This window comes from Mucilaginibacter sp., assembly GCF_965225845.1.
In the GTDB taxonomy this organism is placed as follows: Bacteria; Bacteroidota; Bacteroidia; order Sphingobacteriales; family Sphingobacteriaceae; genus Mucilaginibacter.
Genome location: NZ_CBDDBL010000001.1, coordinates 723256 through 748588, shown reverse-complemented (window position 1 = coordinate 748588; position 25333 = coordinate 723256). Strand labels below are relative to the sequence as shown.

The following is a 25333-nucleotide window of genomic DNA, read 5'->3' as shown; positions in this document are numbered from 1 at the left end:
CCCAACTTTTCTTATTGAAAAAGCCCCATAAGAAATAAAATCCTACGGGGCTTATATTTAGTGACCGGCTTTATTAATTAGCTGCCCAGGTATTATTTTTCATATCGGCGTCTACAAATATTCCGCCATCAATGGTTATAGATTTTACTTCTTTTGGTGTTTTAATTTTTACAACAATATCTTTTTGATTTTTTTCCCAAACTATCGGCGTTTGGTGGATAGTTTCTGTTGTACCATCAGCATAAATTAAAATAGCATCAAACGGAACAGCAAAACCACCAATATTTTTTATTGATAGGTCATAACCATTACTTGCCTTTTCAACTTTCTCCAAATCCAAATCAATGTAATAAGGAGTATAGAACCAGTTATAAAAGAACCAATCCAGTTTCTTTCCTGATCCTTCCTGCATCGAGTAAAAATAATCCCATGGAATAGGGTGTTTGCCGTTCCAGTTGTTCATGTAGTTATGAAGTGCTTTTTTGAACAACTCATCGCCCAGCATATCTTTCAAAGCAAGATAGCTTAATGAAGGCTTACCATAAAAGTTATCGCCTGCGTTAAAAGTAGTTTGTGGCGATGGCGTAATGATCGGCATTTCCTTGTCGTGCGGGCCATGGGTCCACCTGTTAACACGGAATTTTTTATAGAATTCATCAGCTGCCGCCTTGCCTCTTTCTGCAGTACCGATGAGTATTTCAAACGTCGTTGCCCAGCCTTCATCCATAAAGGCATAATAGCTCTCATTGGTACCCATGTAAAAAGGGAAATAAGTGTGTGCTATTTCATGGTCCTGAACTAATTGGGCAAACTTCAGATCGGTTTCGTGGCTGTCATTTACCATCATCGGATATTCCATGTCAGCAAATCCCTGTACTGAAGTTGTTTTAGGGAATGGATATGGCACACCGGGAAGGTTGTGAGAAAACCAGTCAAGCGAATTACGCGCGAACTGCACATAATGATGAAAATCATTCGACTTATCGTCAAAAGCGGCTTGTACACTTACCCTGCGGTGTGTTTGATCATCAACTACAACACTTGCAGCATCCCAGTCATAACGGTTACTTACTGCAAAGGCAACATCTGTAATATTAGTAGCGGTCCAAATCCAGGTATTGGTTTCATTTTGAGTGGTGATATCTTTAGCTGCAAGATCTTGTGGCGTAGCAATATGAATAGTAGAATCACTTGTCATTGACTCCTGTAATTTTTTTGCAAATACAGGTTGCAATACCTGGTTAGGGTTGCGTAAAATACCTGTAGACCAAACAATATAGTTTTTAGGTACGGTTACACTTAGTTTGTAATCGCTAAAGTCGTTATAAAACTCTAACCCGCCTGTGTGTGGCTGGGTGTCCCATCCTTTATAATCATCATAAACAGCTACACGGGGGTAAAAATAAGCCAGGTAAAAACTGGTTGAATCCAACACGCCTTCACGCCCTTCTCTAAGTGATAACTGGTAATGCCAGCTGATATGAAGTTTAACCGAATCGTGCGGCATTAAGGGTTTCGCCAGACCTACCATTTGATTAGTAGTAGTTGCCGTGCTATTGTCCCAGGCTACTTTGGCACCGTTTATTTGAATAACATCCACTTTTACACCTGCCGCAGTATCTGCAACTGCGCCTCTTCGCCCTGCTGCATTATGTACGTTTTCAATCAGCTTTATATTTAAGCTGTCTAACTTATCGGGGCTATTATTAAAGTATGTAATATCCTCTACACCGTTTATCATACGGTTTGGCGGGGCGATCGACATATTAATAGTATAGCGGGCGTGATTTTCCCAGTATTTTTTACCGGGTTTGCCGCTTAATGTACGGGTACCGTTAGAATAAGCTTGTGCTATTCCCTGCGGAATGGTTAATGTTTGAGCACTTGCATATGATAATACTATGCAGCCAAAAGCAGAAAGCAGGATTGATTTCAACATGTAAGGTAGTTTTAATGAAAAACCTAATTTATGAACTTATTTTGTTTTGTCTGAAAAAATTTAACTTAAACCTTAGCCAACAGGGAATAAACAGGCGTTTTAATTACTCATCTGTTCATTAAAAGGGATCCTGTATACTACCGAATTTAAATTTACACCTGCGCCAACAGAGGCAAAAACTATCATTTTACCCGGGGTAAAACTTTGGCCTTCAAATTTATTACGTTCAATAAGGTCATACAAAGTAGGCAGGGTTGCAACCGAGCTGTTACCTAACCAGGATATCGTCATGGGCATAATATCCACTGAGGTGGATTTTAGATCATATAGTTCATATAATTGTTTAAGTACGGCCTCATCCATTTTATTATTTGCTTGATGAATGAGCAACTTATCCATATCATCAATTGAAAGACCGGCTTTGGCAATACATTCTTTTATAATAGCCGGAACGAGTTTTAACACATGTTCATATAGCTTACGGCCCTGCATTTTTAAAAACAGCCTGTCTTCCATATACCCGGGTTGAGCGGATTTAGCCATTTTTAACACATAAGTTAATTCATTGGCATACGATTTTGATTTATGCGCTATTATCCCTACGGGTTCTTCACTTTCAATAGCGGCTAAAATTACAGCACCTGCACCATCGGCATAAATCATGCTATCGCGGTCGTGCGGATCACATATTCGTGATAGTGTTTCTGCACCGATAATTAACACCTTTTTTGCATCTCCGGAACGGATATAACCATCTGCCTGTATCAATCCTTGTAACCAACCCGCACAGCCGAAAGGCAAATCGTATACAACCGTATCCGGGTTAACAATTCCTAATTGGTTTTTTACTCTTGATGCCAGGGCAGGTACCATATCGCTGTGTGAGCTATTTGCTGTAACATCACCAAAATTGTGTGCAACTATAATATAATCCAGCGTTTCCCCGTCAATTTTTGCGGAACTAATTGCTTCAAGCGCCGCTAAAGCTGCAATATCCGAAGTAAGCAAATCATCTGTAACATAACGCCGTTCCCGGATACCCGTAATCTGCTCAAACTGATCAATGATTACCTGGTTGCTCTTAGTTAACTTCAGTCCGTCAGGACCATAAAATTCGTTATTTATAAAATCCTGGTTAGGAACTACGTGTTTTGGGATATAACTCCCGCTTCCAATAATAATAGAATAAGTTTGCTTGCTCAAAATATCTTGCTAATAAATGGTTCAATCCATCCGGATTGAGTGGGATAGTAGTATGAAAGTACAGATATAAAATGGAAATACTGTATTAGTATATATTATAATTATCCAATCTTTTTTTGTCGATTGAATAACTATACCTATCGATATAACAAAACAAAAGCAGAATAACCGAAGGTATGCACGGAACTATAAGTCGTTGATATTCGCCCTGGGCACCGATTATAGCCACAGCCAACTGTGCGAAGGAAATGATCCATAAAACAATCTTAAACCAAAGGATTCTTTTGTGTTTGATAAATTCTGTAATATTTACTATAAGGTCAACTAATAAAAATATATAGAACAGATTAAATGTAATGTAAAAAATAAATGATTCTAAGCCATCTATTATGGTCGCCAAAGAGTTGGTTTTACGTTCTGCATAATTTGTAAATATATTTTCGGTTTTTAAACTTGTTGTGGTATGATAAATACCTTTAATGTACGCGCCGGGCTGACTTTTTATACATTGGCTGATAAACTGGCTGATCCTGTGCGGAGGGTATTTAGCGTTAATTTCAGCGAGCAAATTCCAATGCCCGCCGAGGGTTTGCGGCTTGGTTAAACCAATTTTTATCGAGTTTGATAATTCAGGATCATTCCCGTTCATGTACATGTTATCATAGATGAGAATATCAAGCTGATTAATATTGGTAACAGAGGAAATTCCGTTAAAACCATTTTCCCTGTCATTTAACCGGGAATATCCGACAATTAAAAAAATCACAATAATACACGATCCTATCCCGTAAAAGCATGTTTTCATTTCCTGCTTTGATTTTAGAAACCTGATAACCCAAAACAATATTAAAAACGGGATCAGGAATATAAACGATGGGCGTAACATCAAAGCAAAAAAAGAATAGAACGATAAACCCATTGCCTTGTATGTTTTTGGCGCAGTAATGTAGCTAATAATTAAGTAAAGAAACAATACTACAACCGATATAGAGAGTGATTCGGTACGGATAATCTTATCAAAGTTTATTAAGGGGAACATTAAACCATAAACCAATGTAGCTATACCTGCTATTTGCTTGCTTTTTAAAATAATGCATGCAGAGCTGTAAAAAAGGGCAATAGTTAAAAAAGAAATTATTGACTGCCAGATGGTAACATTCTCAATTAAGTTCTGCTCGTTAAAAAAACCAATTAATTTAATAAAATAAGGATATACCGGGGTCCTGAAACCCCCGATTTCTCCTTTAAATAAATTATAGTTGTAATTAAGATAGGACGGAGAATCTACATCCTGCGTATTTAAGAGTGTTGAATAATATAGCACCCGTACAATTCCGCATGTCAGCATGATCCATGTTAGCGGCGATAACAGCAGTGAAGCAATAATTTTGTTTAATGCCCCTGTTTTTGAAAACAACTGAATTTTTGATTTAAGATTATTCACTTTTGTTTTCATGAAACTCTTCTTCAATATTTACAGCCCAAATATTTTCTTTTGATTTTTCGCCGGCGATTATATTGTTTACCGCCTCAATAGCAGTTAACATTGAATGATCCTGGTTATTGTATTTGTGCATGCCGTTTCTGCCTATTAAAAACAAGTTTTCCAGTTTATTGGTGAAGTTTTTAACCACGTCAAACTGTGTATATGTTCCAAAATAAGCCGGATATGTTTTTGGTATCCTGATTATAGTTTGGTCAACCACCTCATTTTTATCTATAATCCCAATTTCCTGCAGTTCATCAATTGCAAAAGAGATAAAGTCACTATCGGTCATTTCCCATAACTCGTCGCCTTCATTACAAAAGTATTCAAGCCCTAACCAAACTTTATTACTATCGGCAACCATATAAGGCGACCAATTGTTAAAGATCTGCAAACGCCCAAGTTTTACATTTTTTTCCTGAATATAGATCCAATTGTCGGGCACCAAATCATTGGCAGATAATATTTCTGTTTCATTTTTAATTTTCAATTTATTAAGCAGCAAGCCCACAGTTATAAAATCGCGGTATTGCAACCCGGTTGCTACTTGCCTTACTTCAGCAGGCACGTCATCGCCTATCGCTATTATCAGGTCTTTAACAGGCATGGTGGAAAAATAATAATCACCTGTTATTTCTGACTGTAAATGGGTATCATTATTAATATAACTTAACCCTGAGACTCCGTTCTGAATAATTGATAACTTTACAACATCACAGTTTTTTATTATAGTACCACCCATTTGTTCCACTTTTTGGGCTACAGTTTCCCACATCTGCCCGGGGCCCAATTTAGGGTACATAAATTGTTCAATCAGGCTGGTATCTGTTTTTTTTTTGCTCAATGCTGTCTTCCTTTTTAAAGATAGATTTTATAGCATGTGCAATCGTTCTGGATACAGACAGCTCCTTAATACGCTGGGCACCCCAATCGGCTTCTATTTCGTTACAAGGCACACCCCATACTTTTTGGGTATAATCTTTAAAAAACGTTTTGTAAAGTTCTGTACCAAACCTGCTAATGAAAAAATCCTCCAGCGATTCTATTTTTTTAACCTTGAATATTCGCACCCAAATATATGATACGCCGATCTTAATTATCCTGAAAAATCCAAGATTTATGATGGTTTCTTTACTTAAAGTGATTGGATAGTTGAAGAATTTTTTCAGAAAAAATATCCTCGATAATCGTTTCCGTATCAACATTACCTGGTCAACCTTTTCAGGATCCGGGCCATTTACTGAAAGCTTTACAGACGTTTTTTTATTTTGATATTGAATATTTTTTAAAATATCGTCTTTTGATTCGGCTCCCTGCAAAGGCAATATATTTTGCCACCACTGCATAACAACATCTGATTTTGAAAAAAACCGGTGCCCCCCAATATCAATTCTATTACCATTGTGAACAATAGTTTTAGATATTCCGCCAATATCATTTGATTTTTCTATAATTATTGGCTTAATATCGGTGCGGGTGAGCAGCTCGTAAGCCGCGGTTAACCCGGCGGGGCCGGCACCAATAATTATTGCAGTTTTACTCATAAATGTATATTATAACCATTCAGGATTTTGGCATTAATATAGAACTAAAAATTCCATTCTATCATTAAAATCAAAAAAACATAACCGAGCTTTTTGTTGGACACAAAAAAGGCTTTTATTTTGATTATATAATGAAAATTAGAGCCCTATCAGCTTGGTTACTCTTCAATAAAAATCATTTATCTAAAAACTATTATTACATGCTCATCGTATATTTGCTGCACAATTACAAATAACTTACACTAAAATTTAACCATTGATTACACAATTACATTATTTGATAAATTTCATGGGAAAAATTAAAAAATTCATAAATGTATTTACTATAAAGTGCATTTTTAATCATCCATGAAAAATTTATTTCGGCTATATTTTTTCTTCTCTTTATTATTTTTTGCTCGAATATTTAATTCTTTTGCACAAACACCCCCAACAGGCACAATAACTTTTCAATATGCTACAGGCGCCAATCAAATAGTTGGAAGTTCGGCCTATGCCTGTTTTGTACCAACTACGGCCAGCGGTTATACTAATGATACCGGTGTTGGTTACGAATTTGTAACGCAAGGCACGGGCGAAGCAGCAGGAGGCCCATATTTACAAGTTGGGTTCTATACCTACTCAGGTAGTGATGGCATGATATATTTTAATAGATCGGCATCGGGAGCCAATGTGTCTGCCGCTTATATAATGAGCGCTGCTACCGGGGCGGCTAACAGCCAAACAGCAACCACTTTGCCTGCAGCCGGCGGCGAATTTAAATTATCATCAATAGATTTAGAGGAGGTGTCTTCTCCCGGAACGGTAAGTATACAGGCTTATAAGGACGGCGTTGCCATTGGTTCGGCGGTTACTACGGCCACTTTAAGTACAACAACTAAAACTACGATCAACCTTGCATCAAATTCAAGTTTTTATGACATCGATGAGATCAAGATAACAGGCTTTAATATAGATGGTATCCGTGCAGATAATATTGTAACCGCTACAGCTATTATACCACCTGTTATTACAACACAACCTACCAGTGTAACGGTTTGTAGTTTATCTCCCGCCACATTTATGGTGGCAGCAACCGGTACAGGGCTAACCTATCAATGGTATGTAAACGGCGCTAATTTTCAACCGGATCATACCGATGGTAATGGCACTTACTCTGGCAGCCAAACAGCTACTTTAAATATAGCTCCTGGACCGGGAAATTATTTTAACGGCGCATCATTATATTGCGTGGTCACCAGCAGCAATGGCTCCTCCACTACATCAAATACAGTAACGCTTAATGTTAATGCTTTGCCTAACCCTATGTTTACGGCACCATCAGCAGTTTATGTAAATTCGGCATCAACATTTACATTAGCAGCAGCAGTAGATCCTACATCAACCTATAGTTATTCTTTGGCTGATGGATCAATTGTAGGCGGCTCGGGAACAACATTCCAGGTTCAGTTTCCTACAGTTGGCGATAAACTGATTTCTTTATCAATTAAAAACGCAAATGGCTGCGTAGCCACTTACTCATTAACTGTAACTGTAACCCTTAATGTAACAACAGCAGGCTATGCGTTTAGCCAGCCAATTACTATAAAATCATCTGCTATTAGTGTTGGTGGCAGCGGCATATCAACAACACTTAATAATTTTCCGGTATTGGTTTATATTAAGGAAGATGCATTATCAAATAAATACAACTCCAGTTGCTCCAACAATGTCCAATCGCCAACAAATGGAAATGCCACAGCAAATAATTATGATTTTGCTTTTACATTAGTAGGTGATCAAAAAGAACTATTTTACCAGGTGGAAAGCTTTGACGCCACTAATGGCATATTACTTGCCTGGGTGCAGGTACCGGCCTTAACATCAGCTGACCAGGCGCTTACATTTTATTTTGGAGCATCTACACCAGGGCATACCGCATTATTTTCACAGTCCACCTGGAATACCGATTACCAGGCTGTATATCATTTTAACGAAGGAACCGGAACAACCATACTTGATGCTACAACTAATGGATTAAATGGTGTTAGTAACAAATTAACCACTGCTACAGGGCAAATACAATTATCTGCAGGCCAAACTAATGGCGGGTATTTATTTAATGGCACAACCACATCTAACGCGTTAAGCTCAAGCATTATTCAAAATGCAGGCACAAATACAAATATAACAGGCACATTTACTTTGTCTGCCTGGGTAAATTCGGTTGCAAATCCTGCCAATTTGTACCAAAAAGTTGTAACGAATGAAAGCAACCTTGGTAATGGATATGCAATGAGCCTACATGGCACATCAACAACTACCTTAAAAGTAGAAACGGAAACCAGATCGCCGGCGGTAATAAATAATGCAGGTACGGTTAGCACAGTTGTATCTACGCTGTCTACCCCTGCATGGCATTATATTCAAAGTGTTTATGATGGCACAAATTTCCTGAATTATGTTGATGGCGTGTTAGCTGGTACCGCACCTGGCGCGGCACCAGATGCAAGTAATACACCACTTGTTATTGGCCAGGATTATATAGGCTCGAGTAGTGCGCCTCAGCATGACTTTTATGGAATGATGGATGAGGTGCGGGTATCAACCGCGGTAAAATCTGCCGATTGGATAAAAGCAGAATATTATAACCAAACTAATCCCACAACTTTTACCTACAGCAATACGGCAATTACTGCTTATACACCTAACAAATATGCAGCTTTAGGCGCAAGTATTACTTATGTGTGGACTGGTGCAACAAGCACAGACCCAGCTAACGCCAGCAATTGGACAAATACATCATCAGCTATGCCATCGGCTGCCAGCATTGCTCCGCCAAATAATAGTACCACTACATTATATATTCCCAATTTAGGCACATCTGCCAATTACCCGGTTTTAACCGGTAACCTAAGTGTGTTTGGATTGGTACTAGGCAGCGGCGCCAAAATTACTTTGGGCTCCTATACATTAAGCGTAGGCTGTAATATTTATAACTCCGCCAGTGGCGCAGCCCAGCTTATAGGCGCAAATGGCACTATATATAGTACAATAAACTGGAATGGTATAACTTCGTCTCCGCAATACCTTTATGGCTCATCAACCACAACAACAAACCTGGGTAATATGATTGTAAATAATACGCAGGCAAGTAATGTTATTATAAGTGGCGGCGCGGTTAATTTATATAATACACTAACCATGACTAATGGTAACCTGGTAATAGATAATGCAGGTAGTGGTTCATTAACACTGAAGTCTAATGCATCCGGTTCAGCTACTGTGGGCCAGGTAGCTACAAACTGTACGTCATGCGCAATAACCGGCAATGTTAATGTTGAACGTTATATTGACGGCGGCACAGGTTACCGCGGATACCGCTTTTTATCTTCCCCGGTAAATATAAGTGGTCTTGTAAATCAATCAGGCACACAAGCAAACATTGACCTGCACTATTTAACAGCCAATATGATAACAGGCGGCCCTACCGGAACTACAGGAGGCTTTACACAAACTACCACTAATCCGCTGATGTATTTATTTGACGAAACACGTCCTGTAAATCATATTCAATACACAGGTGGCGAAAATGTTGGCATAAATTCTATTTATGGCAATTCAACTACCTATGCTATAACCACATTACAAACAAATGTTGCACGCACCGTTAATCCCCAAATACTGGTTCCGGTTGGTAATGCTTACCTGGTTTATTATGTTGGTAATACTGCTTCGGGCGATGTGCTTACCACGGTTACGCCTCATGCCTCAACAGTAGTTGCAACCGGTACACTAAATCAGGGGACTATCCCGGTATACGTAACCAATGGTGTTAGCAGCAGTACAGCGATGACCTACACGCCTACAGCTATAACAGGCGCGGTTACACCCGGGCTTCATCAAATTGGAAACCCTTATGCAAGTACTATTGACCTGAAACAGCTTTATAACGATAACTCAGCCAATATTACTCCTGTTTTTGATGAATTGCAAGCACCTAATGGTGCATACCAAAGTTATAATGCTTCTTCGGGAGCAACATCAGCAAACTCTGCAGGGGAATATGTTGTAAGTGGACAGGGCTTTTTTGTACACAACATGGCTTCAGGCAATACCTTGACATTTAAAGAAGATGTGAAGGTAAATAAACAACTTCTTACATCAAATTCAACCAACCCATTAATCCTGAACCAAAAGGGCAATGCTGGAAATATCACCGCATCAGCTACATTACCAACCGGCCTTGCAGGATTGCACCTTCAGCTTAATCAGGATAGTTTGATCTATACCCAAACAGGTATTTATTTCAGCCCTTTATGGAGTGATAAATATGTGCCTAACGAAGATGCAATAGATCTTGACGGTACATCGGTGTACTTATCCAGCTATTCATCCGATAACCACCGATTAAGCATTAACCAGCTGGCTGATTACAGCAAAGGAAAAGTGGTGAAGCTGTATGTTTCAGCAGCCAGCTATGGTAATTATATGCTTCACCTTGCTGACATTGAAAATATTGACACTTTATATAATGTTTACCTTCGTGACCATTACCTAAAGGATTCGGTAAACTTATTGCAAACAAAGAGTTACCCGTTAAGCGTAACAACCGATACTGCATCTTATGGTGCTAACCGTTTTGATTTGGTAATAGAGTTAAAACAACTGCCACCTTACCAACTATTAACTTTTGCCGGCCAAAAGGTAACTAATGGTGTACAATTAAACTGGCTGGCTAACAATGCAGGAAACTATACCGGATTCTCATTGCAAAAGGAGACTACTAACAATACGTTTAATACAATTTACAATACGCAAAGCACAAACGCCAGTAATTATAGTTATATTGATACCAACCCTATTATCGGTAATAACATGTATCGGCTGGCTCAAACCGATGTGTTAGGAAATATTACTTATTCACAAACAGTGACAATTGGATATAGCGATGTTTCGTCTAACGGTTATTTTAGTGTTTATCCCAATCCCTCTAAAGACATAATCAACATATTAATTAACTCAACGCCGGCTACAGCAATAACAACCTACACTGCAGATATTTATAATACATCGGGCACTTTATTGGATCACCGGATATTGAATAGCAATACCTGGACAGAAGATATAAGCAGTTATAAAGAGGGTGTTTATCTTATTACATTGACAAATACCAGTGGCCATGTATTAGGAAAAACTAAGTTTATAAAAACAGAATAATCTAAGGTGAGTTATGGTGATGCAATAACCCACAATGAGTCATTCTTTAAGCAAAAAGCCTCTCATTAAAGTGAGAGGCTTTTCTGTGGTCCCGACGAATCTCTCGGGCGAGTAATCTGTTGAGCAAACTGATCAAAGATTGTTATATAACTCATTAAGTCCTTCTTCCAAATTATGCGGTCAATTATCTGATGTGAAAACAAGTTAAATCTGGTTAAAAAAGAATTTGTATGGAAAATTGTATGTAGAAATAAAACGCAAATTACGCTGGTAATTGCTCGTGGCACCGTTTGCCTTTTGGTGTTTCTTCAAACGCTATTCCATGATCTTCCTCATATTTAATTTTTTTGTAATAACATTTATGGTTGATATGTTCGAAAAAGTTACCCGGCAAATTTTTAATTAATTCATATGTGCTAATCAAATCAATAGGGGTCGATTCCGGAGTACTTTTATATTTTCGCCAATTTGCTCCGATAGATAAGCTATTTATAAAAAAAAGTGCTTGTTCATGATTTGAAAACTGTCCTCTAATCCTCTTTATATAAAACTCCTTTTCTGTTTGATCTATTTCCAAATCGTGGATATATGTGATTGTATGATAAAGATGCCTAAAGTAATGAGATAAATTGGATTGCATAGCTGTTTGATTAGACCAAAAGCCATAAATAAACCAACCAAAACCTCCATCGCCCTCTAAATCGGGTTTTAAAAAGCTATGATATGATTTAAAATTATGGTCTAACGTCTCAATGGGTATTTCTAATCCTATCCCGTAAAATAATATACGGTACGAGATATCAATAAAATCATTTTTGGATAACTTTCTTTTTAGATATCTGTGTATTTCATCATTCTGCTTTATGTATAATTCATTAAAAATATCGTTGAAACACTTGATCACCTCAACGAAAAAATCCTTTCCGATAACTTGCCCTTTGAAATTCATTGCTGCAACGTTATCTCTATGAATATTTAATGATAAAATAAAATGTTGATCGACTCTGTTTAAAAAATCACTTTTGCCACTCCTTATAAATTCCTTTTTTGCAATAGAAACTTGGGTTTCGGCCTCTTGTACCTGTCGTCTTTGCTGATTGAATGTTAAATAAATTAAAATTATGGCAACAATTGGGGCGATTGAATTTACTGCATTATAAATTGCTGATAAACTTGATTTGATCGGCCATAAAATTATAACGTGGATCAGTACAAGTCCGATTAAGAACCATAATACGAACCTTATATTTCTTAATAAAAAGTCATTCATAAGATATAGGATTTCATTTTAAAAGCTTTTCAAGGCAAAATGTAAAAGCTAATGAACTGTTGTGACTATCGACGATAATATTCAGCAAATAAATTTAAATTTAATACCTACGATCTTTCTTATATTTACTTATAAGTTTGTTTTAAGTCCCTAATATAAACTGAACATATAAAAATAATTCGATTTGATATAATTATTGATGCAAAAAGCTACACTTTCAGAACTAAAGAGACAGTTAACTGAAGAAATTCAAAAAGAAACTTCCGATAACAACATAATTTTGCAACTATCTAATCACATAGCTGATCTTGATAATTCGCAAGTTAGGTTTTCTATAGATGCTGGTTTAATTGACAGGTTAGGAAAGGAACTTGTTGCAAGGCAGGAAACTGCAGTTTCCGAGCTTGTAAAGAATGCTTACGATGCAGATTCCATTGAAGTTAAATTATCATTTATTGATTCTGACAATATTGGAGGCACCTTGACAATTCAAGATGATGGTGACGGAATGACCCGAGATGAATTGCTTAATGGATTTATGAGAATATCATCAACCGATAAAATTCATAATCCCTATTCAAAAAAATATAAAAGACGGAGAGCTGGTCAAAAAGGAATTGGGCGATTTGCTGTGCAAAGATTAGGAACCAAATTAATAATTGTAACCCAAACAGAAAATTCCTCAGAGGCTTTAATGCTCACTATTAATTGGGATGAATATAAAGGAGATATTAACCTGTCGTCGGTATCAAATAACCTAAAGGTTATCCCTAAAACACGAGAGAAAGGCACAACATTATTTATAAATAACCTCCGAGAAAAATGGACCGAGGCAGCAATTTCAAGAATTTACAATTATGTAGCTGATATAATTCAACCATTTCCCTTAACAACAAATAAAAAACAAGACGACAAAGAACGGATTGAAAAAACTCAAGATCCTGGGTTTAAATTTCAATTTGTTAAAGTTGTTGGCGAAAAGGTTAAAACGATTTCTAATGAGATTGTTACCTTTTACAACCATGCAGTCGCCACAATCGAAGGCTACATAGATGAAAACGGTTTAGGAATATATTCAATTGATAGCAAAAAATTAGATATAAATGAAATTGGCCAAATAGGTAATGATCCTGATAATAACGCTGCCCCTTTCGACAAATTAACTGGTTTAAAATTTAGAGCCTACTATTTTATTTATGACAATGATTTAATTCCGAGTATGCAGGCAACTAATATCAGGAGACTTGCACAAACTCAAGGGGGAATTAGATTATATAGAAATGGTTTCAGAGTTCTACCATATGGTGAACCCAGCGATGACTGGTTAAAATTGGATAAATCTTTACGAACAAGGACTCTTTTGCCTTCGCATGGAAATAATAATTTTTTTGGCTTTGTTGAATTAACAGATAAAGAAAATAATTTTTACGAGACTTCAAGCCGTGAAGGATTAACTGAAAATGAGGCCTTCATACAATTACAAAATTTTGTTTACAGAACAATGATTACAGGAGTTGTAAAAGTTGCTGAAGTAAGAAACATCAAAATTACTACATCGCAAACCAAAGATGAAGAAGGAAACTGGGAAAAGATAGAGTTTAGAATACAAAATATTGCTCATACTCTTGAGGAGTTGGATAAAGAAATAGAAAGCGAAACTGGAGGTTTTGAAGCTAAGAAGAAAAGAAAAAAAAGGATCAAACAAGTTCAAGAGGCTATAAAAGAAATAGAAGCTATTCAAAAGTCTGAGCAAGAAAAAACCATAAAAGAAAAGTCGATGCTTAGAGTACTAAGTAGCGTGGGCTTAACAATTGCACAATTTATCCATGAGATAAAATACTACATGGATAATATTCAAAGTGATATTAGGTTTTTAGTTTCTGAACTCCAAGAGGATAAAATAGCATTAGAAAGAATAACAATTTTGGATAATAACTTCTCGTCTTTTCACACATATACGTCATACTTTGACGATGTTGTTTCGCAAAATGTTATACGGGAATTGCGTCCCTTAGATTTAAGAAATGTCGTTAAGCCTTTTATATCATCAATTGGGGCTGATGCTATGAAAGCTGGAATTGAATTTATTGATCCAAAGTTTCATAAGTATCGGGCTTTTACTAAGCCGATGCACCCATCTGAATGGTCATCAATATTGTTTAACTTTTACACAAATTCAAAAAAAGCTATCAAAAGGGTTAATATTGCAGGTAAGATTCTTATGGAATGTGGAGAAGAAAATGACTTAATATATCTCGAATTCTCAGACAATGGGGATGGTATTTCAGAAGCCAATGAGCAAAAAATATTTGATGAATTTTTCACAACAACATCGCCAAATGACTTTCAAAGCTTAAATCAAAACTCCGAAATATTGGGTACGGGTTTGGGGCTCAAGATCGTAAGGGATATAGTAAAAAGTTACCGTGGCAATGTGTCTGTTGTATCACCAAAAGAAGATTATTCAACTACTATAAGAGTAGAAATACCCAAGTCAACCGATAAAGACCTCGAAAAATATGGCCTATAAAATTTTATATATTGAAGATTTAGACCCTGGTACAATTGTTCACGATCTTAGGTCAAAAGGTTTTTCAGCGGATCATTATAATCCCAATAGCTTAGAAGAATTAATAGGAAAAGTCAAAGAATACGATTTGTTGTTGCTTGATTTTAGGCTAACTGAAAACAATAAAATTATTTTCGATGCGCCGACAATAGCACAGACCATTAGAACTATTGGAGGTACTGCTCATTTAGACATACCAATTGTACTTATTTCGACAGAAGGGAAAATTACTGATTATTATAAGGATTACTCCAGTCAAGACTTGTTTGATTATTCAGTTTCTAAAGAAACATTTCTTAAAAATTTAGACAAGTTTTCTACTCGTTTTAATTGTGCCATTGAAGCTTACCAGACTGTATTAGGCACAAATAAAGACATAGTCACTTGTTTAGGGATTTCTAAAGAAAAATTAAACACGTTAGACTACAGGATAATTGAACAATTGACGGGCGAGATATTAAATAATGATGTATTTGCTTTCAATAATTATATATTAAATCAAGTCATACGCTCTATTGGGGTATTAATAGGCGAGGAAGTCCTATTAGCACGATTGGGATTATCGAAGAAATCACCAGATTGGGAAAAACTAAAAACTCAATTAGATCAATTTAAGTATAAGGGAATCTATTCTAACGCTTATATAAGATGGTGGAGTGATGAGATCGATATGTGGTGGAAAGAACAAACTAATGGAATAAGTCTCCGGCGCTTACCTGCCGAACAACGGGTAGAAAAACTAAAGGAGGTGACTAAACTACAATCTTTATCTGCGCAAACCAAAACTGAACATGCATCGAGTTCAAACTATTGGACAATATGTAAAGAGTTAAAAGTCGGTATAGATTCGATTGATGGTTTAGAGTTGCATCAAAGAAGTCTAAAACCGTGGCAAGAAAAAGAATACATATCTATTCAAGCCGGTTTAGAATCGTCTGAACTATTCAAATTTGTCAAACCTTTTGACAAGGAAAGATTAAAAGAAATTGCCAAAAATTTATAAAAATGAATATTTGGGACAAATCGTCTTTCGTTAAAGACTTATCAGATTTTCTTGCTCTCATCGCAGAAATAGATCCTCCTATTGATGTTAGCAAAATTTACAACTTCCAAGCAAAATTTGAATATTCTAAAGACTATTCTATAAATATTGAAGACATAGTTTTTAATGTTAACTCCAAGACTGGCGGTACAATTCCGAATGAAGTCGAAAATCTGTCTATTTATTGGGATCATATTTGTGAACTGGATCAAGATAAAAATTCAGAAAGTCATGACCTGATTAATAAAGGCTATTTATTTCGTCTAAAACTTGTTGGTCGTGATAAAAGTAAAAAAGAATATGTCAATTGGTGGAGATTAGATAAGGATGAAGAAGGAGCTAAAGAACATAAAACAACTCATCCTTATTATCATTTCCAATCTGGAGGTGATGAATTGATAGGAACAAACACAGGAGATAATTTATTTATGGGCGCACCAAGGTTAGCACACCCGCCAATGGATTTATTCCTTGGCTTTCACTTTATAATAAATAATTTTTACAACAAGAAGCAGTATCCGTTTGTCAAAACCATTTTAGATAACGAGGTTTACCAAGAGATAATTGACCGGGCTCAGAAAAGGTATTGGTTACCTTATTTCAACTCGTTTAATGGAACGTCTAAACATGCCAATTTCAATTTGGTTAAGGTCTTTCCTTTGTACATGGTAATTAATTAATGAAAAAAGAAATTTTTAATTTTCTTCGTCAGTACTCATCGTCAGAACCTAAATTTGTTGACAGTTTAATAGTTACCACATACTTGGAATACAATCGGCTGGTAGTAAAAACAAATCTGTTAATTTTAGACCATGTAATTAGTCCTGTAAAAAGTGAGGAATCCGCAATACAAAAAGATTTTATTGAACTAATATTATCTTCCTCCAACACATTTGATTTTGAAGATTTAATTGAATTATTTGAGTTTGTAATCTCTCCATCAGACAAAATAGTGAATGGAGCGGTCTACACGCCTAAACACATAAGATCTTACATTGTATCAGAAACTATTTCCCGTACACCAGCTGGTCCATTTCAATTAACAGCTTATGATCCTGCATGTGGATGTGGTGGATTTTTGCTTACTATCAGCTCCGAACTTAAAAGACTATCAAATAGAAGTTATAAAGAAATATACAAAGAGCAAATTTTCGGAATCGATATAACCGAATACAGCATAAATCGAGCAAAACTTTTACTTGCTTTACAAGCTATTGAGGTGGGCGAGGATACTGATTTTGATTTTAATTTTAAAGTAGAAAATAGTCTAACTTTTAAACCCAAAGAAGGATTTAAAAAAAAACAAATAGAAGATGGGTTTGATATAGTTATTGGGAATCCGCCTTACGTCGCTTCCAGGAATATGGATGAAGACACTCTGAAATTAGCATTGACGTGGGAGGTAAGTAGAAGTGGGCATCCTGATCTTTACATACCGTTTTTTCAGATCGGTGTAGAACAGTTGAATGAAACTGGCATATTGGGTTATATAACAGTTAATACCTTTATTAAAAGCATTAACGGACGAGCATTACGTCAATATTTTGCCAACGAGGGATTAAATCTACAAATCATTAATTTTGGCGGTGAACAGGTATTTAATGAAAGAAATACATATACATGCATCTGCTTCATTACTAAAAACATATCTCAAATTAAATATAAAAGGACCACTTCAAGCAAATTAAGTTCTCTTATTATTGATACATTCCACGAATATCAATATGCTGACTTAGATCACAACTCCGGTTGGAACTTAGTAAACACGATTGAACTCGATGACTTTATTACTAAAATTGAAAATACAGGGACTCCATTTGAAACCTTGTTCAAAACAAAAAATGGGATTGCGACTTTAAAAAATGACATCTATAAGTTCAAGCCAACCGCCACCGATAAAAATTTTTATTATCTAGAAAATGAATTTGGCAGATATCCAATCGAAATAAACATTTGTAGGAACGTTGTAAACGCAAATAAAATCAAGTCGGACGATGACTTGACTAAGATTAGAGAAAAAATCATCTTTCCGTATCAAATGGTAAATGGGAAATTAACAATCATATCTGAAAGAGATATGCAGCAATCGTACCCCTCTACCTATCGTTATCTGTTGAATCAGAAAGAAGCACTTTCAAAGCGTGATAAGGGTAACAAAAAATATGAAGTTTGGTATGCTTACGGTCGGCGCCAGTCAATGGACAATTATCGGTATAAATTATTCTTCCCACATATTTGTGAACGTCCAACATTTGTTTTGTGCGAAGAACAAGATCTACTGTTTTATAACGGTATTGCAGCAATATGCGACGAATTAGAACCCTTATTGGTATTAAAGAAAATTTTGGAATCAGATGTATTCTATCATTACATTAGGAATACAACTAAAGACTATGCTTCAGGATATATCTCAATGAGTCGAAATTATTTAAAGAAGTTTGGGATACCTAATCTGACGGAAACACAACGGCATGAGTTATTGGATAACCCATTGCCAAACGCTTTCCTAGAGGCAATTTACGACGTTTTTTAATGCTTCAGTTAAATCAACTTCTATAATTTATTTTATACGTTTCTAATTTTACGCCGAATATTTTATTCATCCCCTCCTGTTTTAACTAAAATGTTGATTATACTCAATTAATACGTTTTAGATATTTTCATTTTATTGGTTCTATAAAAAAATAATAGCAATTATAAATTTTATCATTTAGGTTATTTTAATATATAAATTATTAATAATCAATATGTTAAAAGTGATATATTGGCTTGTTTTCTCTTGCATAAATTACTGTAATACACTTTCTTTACAAAGTTAGTCAGCGCTGATTTTACATCAACTAACAGAAGGTTTAATTTTAAAAAAAAGAGAATGTCGTAGACAAATTTATGCAAAAAATGATTGAGGGCAAGGGTGTAGCGCCTCACTTCCAAATGGAATTTGGAAGCCTCGTCGAACAGCTTCTATTATGTATGACCCAAAACATTGGGGAATGTGTAAAGAATGTAGTTAAGGAAACAATTTTGATATTCCGGGGATGTTAACCACCTGATTCCGTGGCAAAGTGACCAGGCGATTAGCTGGCGAACGATAGCAGCGAGAGCTGTAAAAGCGTTTTCAAAGTTAGTTATTAAAAGTGGTTATTGATAACTGACCTCTTTATCATCAGTTCTTCGTTTCTTTCTCATTGATTCCCCCTTCAGTTCGATACGGTGTGCACTATGTACAATCCGGTCCAGTATAGCATCAGCAATTGTCTTTTCACCGATCACATCGTACCATTTACTTACAGGTAGCTGAGAGGTAATGATCAGCGAGGTCTTTCCATGCCGGTCTTCAATGATCTCCATTAGCGCAGCCCTGCTTTGCGCATCAAAAGGCTGTATACCGAAGTCATCCAATATCAGTAGTTCTTGCCGCTCGATCTTCGCAACCTCTTTGAGATACGAACCATCGGCCTTCGCCATTTTGAGTTTAGAGAACAGTTTGGGCGTACTGGCATAAAAGACCCTGTAGCCCAGTGTGCAGGCCTGGTACCCAATAGCAGAAGCGATATAGCTTTTACCGATACCTGTGCTGCCGGTGATCAGCAGATTCTCATTGCGCTCGATGAATGTACAGTCCGCCAGGCGCATGATCTGGTTACGGTCGATACTTCGGTCGGCATGATAGTGAACGTCCTCTACAGAGGCTTTGTAGCGGAACTTGGCATAATATATCTGCCGCTCGATACGCCTGTTATGGCGGTCATCCCATTCTGCATCTACCAGGTGCGCCAGTAGCTCATCTGCTGTGTAATCCTCTGTTTTACCTGTTTCCAGGGTGCTTTGAAAAGCATGGTACATGCCGAAGAACTTGAGCTTCCGCATTTTGTCTAACGTGTTTGTGTTCATTCCATTGGTTGTTTAAAAGGTTATTTGTAATAGTCTTCGCCTCTGATATTATCATGGCTGGGCATAGGAAGTTCATCTGCGAACAGGCTTTCTTCGTATTGATCCATCTTCTTTTCCAGGATCATATGAATGGTCTTATAGTTATAAACGCCATAGTGAAGACCTCTTCGGCAAGCCATGATCAGGCGTTCATTACCTACTTTGCGGGAGAAGCCAAGGATACCCAGGCAGGACTTATAAGCCTGTTCAGGATGTTGTTTACGGTCGAATATATTATGGATATAAAGCCTGACATCCTCGTGTATGGATGAGGCCCAGCCCAGGAACTTATCTTTTGACCAGTCGGCCACGAACTGATGAGTGGAAGCCAGATGGTCTTTCTCGGTTGTATAAAGATATAGTCCCCTTGTGCGTTTATGCATGGCAATACGCTCATAATGGTAAAAGGCTTCTACCGAAGAACTGGAATATAGCAGCTTGATCTTTCTGCCGATAAACCGATAAGGGACGCTGTAATAATGTTTATCCGGTCCAAGGCATACATAGCCGTTCTTCATCACGGTAGCATGGAACTGCTTTTTAAGCTCGTAACGCAGAACAGGTAAAGGGTTGAGCACTTCGCGCTCTATCTCATCGAACTGCTGCCTTCGGCTGTAGTTCCTCCCTTGCAGGAACCGGTTGTTGTGCTCTTCGAGCACCACTCTTATGGCTTCGTTCAGATCCTTTAACGAATGGTAAACTACTTTTCTTAAGGGGGCATAGATCCGGGTATACATGATCTTAACCGCACCTTCTACCAATGCTTTATCACGAGGGCGGAACGCCCGAGCTGGTAGTATGGTAGTACCGTAATGATCAGCAAAGTCAGCGAATGTTTCGTTTAACGTGGGCTCAAAACGGCTGCTTTTGGTCACGGCAGCTTTCAGGTTATCCGGTACAATGGCATCAGGAACGCCACCGATATAATGCAGCGTATTCTCACAGGCCGTAATAAAGTCCTCCTTTTGCTGACTACTCACAGCTTCTACATAAGTAAGCTGGCTGGCTCCGAGTATCGCTACAAATACCTCAACGGTAATGATCTCGCCGGTCTCCTTATCGGTAATGCTCAGCTTTTGCCCTGCAAAGTCCACATACAGCTTATCACCTGCTTTGTGATCCATATGCATGGTCGGGTTGACCCTCGCTTTCCACTGGGTATAATAGAAGCAGAACTGGCTGTACTGATAGCCTTCCGGGAACTCTTTATAATACTCTGCCCATAATATATGACGGTTAACGCCGGTGCGTTTAAGCTCCTTATCTACATGCGGAAAGCACCGCAGCATAGATTGCATACGGCCTGTAGGAGGCATCTCCCTGCTTTTTCCAAAGAAGTCCTCTAGTTCCTTATCGTTCAGCGCATCAACCTCCTCGAACGTAAAGCCACTATCCTTAAACGAGGCCAGGTACTTCTTAACGGTATTCCGGGACGTATCAGCCTGGGCAGCTATCGACATGATACTGCGCCCATTGGTGTACATCCTTATTATCTTTCTGATCTTACTCATGCTAATCGTAGTGTTGGCCATGCTTTTGGAGGTTATATTAAACCTCGTAAAGATGGGTGCTTCTACAGCATTAGCTGCTCGTTCGGGGTGGTCAATTTGGCCCGGAATGCCTGGTCAGTTTGCCCCGGAATGGGGTGGTCAATTTGACGCGGAATCACTGGTCACATTCCGCCGGAATTGGGTGGTCAATATCAGCGGTATATCCAAACAATTGACCAGTGCAATCAGCCCAAAACTATGTCAGAAGTAGAAATTATAGATGGATTTCTGACACGTGCAGAAACATTAAAGTTTCTAAAAATCTCCTCACCAACATTACAACGCTATCAGAAGTCCGGGCTTCTGCCGTATCACAAAGTAGGGAGAAAGGTTTACTTTAAAAAAACCGACTTGGTTGAAGCAACTAAAGTGAATTTGAAAAAGAAAGGAGCCGGGTCATGATTGACAACGCTGCCTTTTATATTGACAACTTTTCAAATCAGGAATTTGAGTTGCTAACTGACCGGTTAGATGTGAGTTGTTCTTATAATAGAAAACAAAATCGAAAGTGGTTTGACTTTGTGAATTTGAGGGTTAATTATTATCCCTAACAAGCAATTGTTAAGAATACAAAACTCCATGCATAAATATTATAATGCAGTGCTTGGAGACCTAAAACAACAGCTGAACCATAACGACTTCACGTTCTTTGATTTCCAGTTAGTATGCGAAGATTGGTCAAAAAATATTTTTGAGCGGCCTTTAGAAGATTTTAGGCTTTCCACAAATTTCGAAGTTGGTTTAAATATAGAATTGGCACAACATAAGCCGTTCGATGTATTAGCTCATTACATGAGCTATATAACAACATCCACAAACGAATTCTATACGTGCCCGCCGAAAAACCTAAAAGGGAAACCTATCCAGCGGATGTGTTATGTAAGTGACTATAAAATAAAAGGATACGATAAGTCTAAGCAGTCAGAGACTGTTATAAAAGCAGACATATTGCGATACGAAGTAATTTATACGGAACTAAGAAAAATACGTAGCAGTCTGGGCTTATCTAAAACCGCTGAAATTAGTTTGCAGACCCTAAACGATAAGCAAGCCTGGCATAAGCTCTTTACGGATATAATAAAGGTCTATGATGCGATTAAAAAAATCCCTCTAATTTCTGAGGGGTATCTTTTGGAAGACATTCCTAAAGTTCACGCCTATTGTAATAAAATTATGGCGGCGGATTTTAAGCGTAACATGAACATTAATACTTATAACAAGTTGAGGGCATCATATAAGAAAGTGTATAATCATTATGACCGACTGCCAACGAATTATCACATGGTTGTGCGGCGGAAGATGATTGACAAATACAATTCGCTAATCACTAATTAACAATTCAGGGCCCGGTCGGGTCCTGAATTCATTCTTACACCAGTTTCAGACCTTGTAATGAACCTTGAAACTTAATTACACTTTAAAATCATGGAAAATAATACAATAGAATACACCCAAGAAATGCTATTCAAAAACAAAATAGAAGTAGAAAAAATACTGAATGATCCGATGGAAATACCTATTGACATAAGAGAAAGAAATAAAAAGTTTGATTTAAATTTTAATGATATTAAGTATAATAAAAAAATAGCCGAGCTATATACCATGGTATCAGAATTCAAAAATAATTATATACAAAAATTGTTTGCGTTGGCAATGGGAGGACATGAGGAAGCTATGGGCTTGGCCGAAGATGACATAATGTTTGACTTTTTAAGCAATGAATTAGAAACAAATGAACTTTTAAATACATTACATAAGTTTTATTGTTCTTTGGTTGAAATATCAGACTTTATTGAAGGCTCCCTTTCTGAAAACAAACCTTACTTAGAAAAACAAGAAGTAGAAGTATTTATGAAAGATTGGTATAAATAAATAAATAAGAAAAAGAAGCCGGGTTTACCTATGTTTCTTTAATCCTCATTTAAATCGTTATACAGCAAATCATTTTCGACATAATCTTCGAAGACTAAAAGAAAATACCGTAGTCCTGCCATAACACTATCAAGCGATTGAATAAAACAACGTAGGCTGTGGATTTAAATCGAATATAATCAATAAAAACGCACACCAGTTTAGGTCTTGTAACACATTCCTAAACAAAAGGATATTAAGTAATATGAATCAAGCAAAAGAATACAATAATCAGAAAGCAGAAGCGGCTCTTGAATCGTTTATAAATTTGGTTAACCGCTATTGTGCCCATCCAAATCACAGTTTGTCAAGTTTAATCAAATCAACATATCAAGACTTTTTTTTTATAATTCCACCCTATTTCTATCTTCCTAAACATGAAAAAGAACAAGTTGATGTTATAAGATCAAAGTTGAATGGAGCATATGGCAAATATCTCGATAAAAGAGATGGTTATTTAAGTGGATATAGGAAGAAAAAATATAGTTATTAATTAAAAAAGAAAATAAATACTAAACCGGGTTTAAGCCCGGTTTTTTTATGCAGCCATAGATGCCCCATACGGCCTAGTAATTTTCGGCTGTAATCTTTATCGCGAATTATAAGGAAATTCCGTAGTACAGCCACATTGCAGCTATACGGCGACTAGATTTCACATAGCAACTACTGATTGAAAAAATCGGCGATTTTAATTTTTAGAGCGAGTGCCAGGGCATTGATAGTACTTAATGTTGGATTGGTTTCCCCTCTTTCAATTCTACCTACTTGCGATAATGGTATATCAGCTTGATTAGCCAATTGTTCTTGTGATAAACGTTTAGAGATTCTTAAATCTCTTAACCTCCTTCCGAAAGCCTTTATAACTTCGTCATTTTTGATGTTTATCACACATCGAAAATGAAGCATATATGTGTTTTTTATTGACGCATATATGCGTTATTTCTTATCTTTCCATCAAACTTTATCATATGTGCAATTTTCTTTTAAAATTATCTTTACTTATTACTTTAATAGTATCATCCTTAAGCAATTCCAATGGGCAAGAAAGATTCGAGGTAAATACCGATAGATTAAATTTAAGGTCTACAATTGGATCATCATCAAAACCATTGGGTTATGTCCGAAAAGGCGATACAGTTAATGTTATTGATAAATCAAATATAAATTGGTATAAAATAAGAATACAGGATAAGGAAGGATTTGTTCGTAGTAAATATTTAATAGCAATTAACGAAATATCCGATGCGGATCAGGGCAAATTACCTGCTCCAAAAATTATTCAATCCGCATTTTTTATTTTTTTTATAATATGCCTACTAATAGTAGTATTTCATAAAAAGAAGCCATATCAACCAGACTTAACAAAAAGTCCTAATATGGTAATAAAACACAAAAGTGTTGGTCTTGCTATTTTATTGACTTTCTTTTTCGGACCATTTGGAATGTTTTATTCTACATATAAGGGCGGTTTAGTAATGCTATTACTACCAATTTGTATATTTTTTGGATTGCTAACTTTTAATGATAGTGCATTTGATGCGTTATTAGTATTTGCTATTTTTTTAAGTTTCTTCTATTGGCTAATCTGTATTATTTGGGCAGCGATAGCAGCAAATAATACTAAAGAAATTATCATAAATCAATCACATAACATATCCAACCTCTCGTGAAAACTAAACTTATCTTA

Annotated in this window: 19 protein-coding genes; 10 read left to right on the top strand and 9 right to left on the bottom strand. The window is 36.7% G+C overall.

The window, feature by feature from the left end:
* Positions 1-73: 73 nt before the first annotated feature.
* The 5 genes from ACYZ0U_RS03455 to ACYZ0U_RS03435 form a co-directional block, all read right to left on the bottom strand.
* On the bottom strand, positions 74-1939 hold the full coding sequence (locus ACYZ0U_RS03455) for a M1 family metallopeptidase (protein WP_461449826.1): 1866 nt from the start codon (positions 1937-1939) through the stop codon (positions 74-76).
* 99 nt (positions 1940-2038) lie between these two features.
* The gene (locus ACYZ0U_RS03450; RefSeq protein WP_461449824.1) at positions 2039-3142 is read right to left on the bottom strand and encodes a 3-oxoacyl-ACP synthase III family protein; all 1104 of its coding nucleotides are present in this window, start codon (positions 3140-3142) and stop codon (positions 2039-2041) included.
* A gap of 85 nt (positions 3143-3227) precedes the next feature.
* Complete coding sequence (locus ACYZ0U_RS03445) at positions 3228-4598, bottom strand: hypothetical protein (protein WP_461449822.1); 1371 nt, start codon at positions 4596-4598, stop codon at positions 3228-3230.
* Entirely contained in the window at positions 4579-5472 is an 894-nt protein-coding gene (locus ACYZ0U_RS03440; protein ID WP_461449820.1) for a hypothetical protein, read from the bottom strand. The genes ACYZ0U_RS03445 and ACYZ0U_RS03440 overlap by 20 nt, the downstream gene beginning before the upstream one ends.
* Entirely contained in the window at positions 5438-6172 is a 735-nt protein-coding gene (locus ACYZ0U_RS03435; protein ID WP_461449818.1) for an NAD(P)-binding protein, read from the bottom strand. Before ACYZ0U_RS03435 ends, ACYZ0U_RS03440 begins: the two co-directional genes overlap by 35 nt.
* A gap of 348 nt (positions 6173-6520) precedes the next feature.
* On the opposite strand from ACYZ0U_RS03435, the gene ACYZ0U_RS03430 reads away from it, so the two are divergent.
* Complete coding sequence (locus ACYZ0U_RS03430; RefSeq protein WP_461449816.1) at positions 6521-11371, top strand: LamG-like jellyroll fold domain-containing protein; 4851 nt, start codon at positions 6521-6523, stop codon at positions 11369-11371.
* A gap of 262 nt (positions 11372-11633) precedes the next feature.
* On the opposite strand, the gene ACYZ0U_RS03425 is transcribed toward ACYZ0U_RS03430, so the two are convergent.
* Positions 11634-12641 carry a putative phage abortive infection protein gene (locus ACYZ0U_RS03425; protein WP_461449814.1) on the bottom strand — a complete coding sequence of 336 codons (1008 nt, stop codon included), beginning with the start codon at positions 12639-12641 and terminating at the stop codon, positions 11634-11636.
* A 199-nt stretch (positions 12642-12840) separates the two neighbouring features.
* Between ACYZ0U_RS03425 and ACYZ0U_RS03420 the strand changes: the two genes are divergently transcribed.
* From ACYZ0U_RS03420 to ACYZ0U_RS03405, 4 genes are read left to right on the top strand one after another with little or no spacing between them, the layout of a single operon-like run.
* Positions 12841-15171 carry an ATP-binding protein gene (locus tag ACYZ0U_RS03420; protein WP_461449812.1) on the top strand — a complete coding sequence of 777 codons (2331 nt, stop codon included), beginning with the start codon at positions 12841-12843 and terminating at the stop codon, positions 15169-15171.
* A complete protein-coding gene (locus ACYZ0U_RS03415) occupies positions 15161-16213 on the top strand; it encodes a hypothetical protein (protein WP_461449810.1) in 1053 nt (350 codons plus the stop codon). Before ACYZ0U_RS03420 ends, ACYZ0U_RS03415 begins: the two co-directional genes overlap by 11 nt.
* 2 nt (positions 16214-16215) lie before the next feature.
* Entirely contained in the window at positions 16216-16932 is a 717-nt protein-coding gene (locus ACYZ0U_RS03410) for a hypothetical protein (protein WP_461449808.1), read from the top strand.
* Positions 16932-18785 (top strand): HsdM family class I SAM-dependent methyltransferase, encoded by a 1854-nt coding sequence (locus ACYZ0U_RS03405; protein WP_461449806.1) that lies wholly within the window; start codon positions 16932-16934, stop codon positions 18783-18785. Before ACYZ0U_RS03410 ends, ACYZ0U_RS03405 begins: the two co-directional genes overlap by 1 nt.
* A gap of 608 nt (positions 18786-19393) precedes the next feature.
* Here ACYZ0U_RS03405 and istB read toward each other — a convergent pair.
* Both istB and istA read right to left on the bottom strand, forming a co-directional pair.
* Positions 19394-20146, bottom strand: coding sequence for an IS21-like element helper ATPase IstB (gene istB / locus ACYZ0U_RS03400; protein WP_354431475.1), 753 nt, complete (start codon positions 20144-20146; stop codon positions 19394-19396).
* 20 nt (positions 20147-20166) lie between these two features.
* Positions 20167-21696, bottom strand: coding sequence for an IS21 family transposase (gene istA / locus ACYZ0U_RS03395; protein ID WP_461449803.1), 1530 nt, complete (start codon positions 21694-21696; stop codon positions 20167-20169).
* Positions 21697-21933: 237 nt separating this feature from the next.
* Between istA and ACYZ0U_RS03390 the strand changes: the two genes are divergently transcribed.
* The 4 genes from ACYZ0U_RS03390 to ACYZ0U_RS03375 all read left to right on the top strand — a co-directional run bounded on the left by ACYZ0U_RS03390 (position 21934) and on the right by ACYZ0U_RS03375 (position 24139).
* A complete protein-coding gene (locus ACYZ0U_RS03390; protein WP_461449801.1) occupies positions 21934-22137 on the top strand; it encodes a helix-turn-helix domain-containing protein in 204 nt (67 codons plus the stop codon).
* A 177-nt stretch (positions 22138-22314) separates the two neighbouring features.
* Positions 22315-23070, top strand: coding sequence for a hypothetical protein (locus ACYZ0U_RS03385; RefSeq protein WP_461449799.1), 756 nt, complete (start codon positions 22315-22317; stop codon positions 23068-23070).
* Between the two features lie 90 nt (positions 23071-23160).
* Positions 23161-23607 (top strand): hypothetical protein, encoded by a 447-nt coding sequence (locus tag ACYZ0U_RS03380; protein ID WP_461449797.1) that lies wholly within the window; start codon positions 23161-23163, stop codon positions 23605-23607.
* Positions 23608-23851: 244 nt separating this feature from the next.
* On the top strand, positions 23852-24139 hold the full coding sequence (locus tag ACYZ0U_RS03375) for a hypothetical protein (RefSeq protein WP_461449795.1): 288 nt from the start codon (positions 23852-23854) through the stop codon (positions 24137-24139).
* A 170-nt stretch (positions 24140-24309) separates the two neighbouring features.
* Here ACYZ0U_RS03375 and ACYZ0U_RS03370 read toward each other — a convergent pair whose 3' ends face one another.
* Positions 24310-24534, bottom strand: a complete 225-nt coding sequence (locus ACYZ0U_RS03370) for a helix-turn-helix domain-containing protein (RefSeq protein ID WP_461449793.1) — start codon at positions 24532-24534, stop codon at positions 24310-24312.
* An 80-nt stretch (positions 24535-24614) separates the two neighbouring features.
* Between ACYZ0U_RS03370 and ACYZ0U_RS03365 the strand changes: the two genes are divergently transcribed.
* Positions 24615-25316: an SH3 domain-containing protein gene (locus ACYZ0U_RS03365; protein WP_461449791.1), complete on the top strand. Its 702-nt coding sequence runs from the start codon at positions 24615-24617 to the stop codon at positions 25314-25316.
* Positions 25317-25333 lie beyond the last annotated feature (17 nt).

Bases quoted from the DNA above. Each gene is read 5' to 3' on its own strand.
- ACYZ0U_RS03445 (WP_461449822.1), bottom strand. From the start codon at position 4,598: ATGAAAACAAAAGTGAATAATCTTAAATCAAAAATTCAGTTGTTTTCA.
- istA (WP_461449803.1), bottom strand. From the start codon at position 21,696: ATGAGTAAGATCAGAAAGATAATAAGGATGTACACCAATGGGCGCAGT.
- ACYZ0U_RS03425 (WP_461449814.1), bottom strand. From the start codon at position 12,641: ATGAATGACTTTTTATTAAGAAATATAAGGTTCGTATTATGGTTCTTA.
- istB (WP_354431475.1), bottom strand. From the start codon at position 20,146: ATGAACACAAACACGTTAGACAAAATGCGGAAGCTCAAGTTCTTCGGC.
- ACYZ0U_RS03455 (WP_461449826.1), bottom strand. From the start codon at position 1,939: ATGTTGAAATCAATCCTGCTTTCTGCTTTTGGCTGCATAGTATTATCA.
- ACYZ0U_RS03415 (WP_461449810.1), top strand. From the start codon at position 15,161: ATGGCCTATAAAATTTTATATATTGAAGATTTAGACCCTGGTACAATT.
- ACYZ0U_RS03390 (WP_461449801.1), top strand. From the start codon at position 21,934: ATGTCAGAAGTAGAAATTATAGATGGATTTCTGACACGTGCAGAAACA.
- ACYZ0U_RS03420 (WP_461449812.1), top strand. From the start codon at position 12,841: ATGCAAAAAGCTACACTTTCAGAACTAAAGAGACAGTTAACTGAAGAA.
- ACYZ0U_RS03385 (WP_461449799.1), top strand. From the start codon at position 22,315: ATGCATAAATATTATAATGCAGTGCTTGGAGACCTAAAACAACAGCTG.
- ACYZ0U_RS03405 (WP_461449806.1), top strand. From the start codon at position 16,932: ATGAAAAAAGAAATTTTTAATTTTCTTCGTCAGTACTCATCGTCAGAA.
- ACYZ0U_RS03410 (WP_461449808.1), top strand. From the start codon at position 16,216: ATGAATATTTGGGACAAATCGTCTTTCGTTAAAGACTTATCAGATTTT.
- ACYZ0U_RS03435 (WP_461449818.1), bottom strand. From the start codon at position 6,172: ATGAGTAAAACTGCAATAATTATTGGTGCCGGCCCCGCCGGGTTAACC.
- ACYZ0U_RS03365 (WP_461449791.1), top strand. From the start codon at position 24,615: ATGTGCAATTTTCTTTTAAAATTATCTTTACTTATTACTTTAATAGTA.
- ACYZ0U_RS03375 (WP_461449795.1), top strand. From the start codon at position 23,852: ATGAATCAAGCAAAAGAATACAATAATCAGAAAGCAGAAGCGGCTCTT.
- ACYZ0U_RS03430 (WP_461449816.1), top strand. From the start codon at position 6,521: ATGAAAAATTTATTTCGGCTATATTTTTTCTTCTCTTTATTATTTTTT.
- ACYZ0U_RS03380 (WP_461449797.1), top strand. From the start codon at position 23,161: ATGGAAAATAATACAATAGAATACACCCAAGAAATGCTATTCAAAAAC.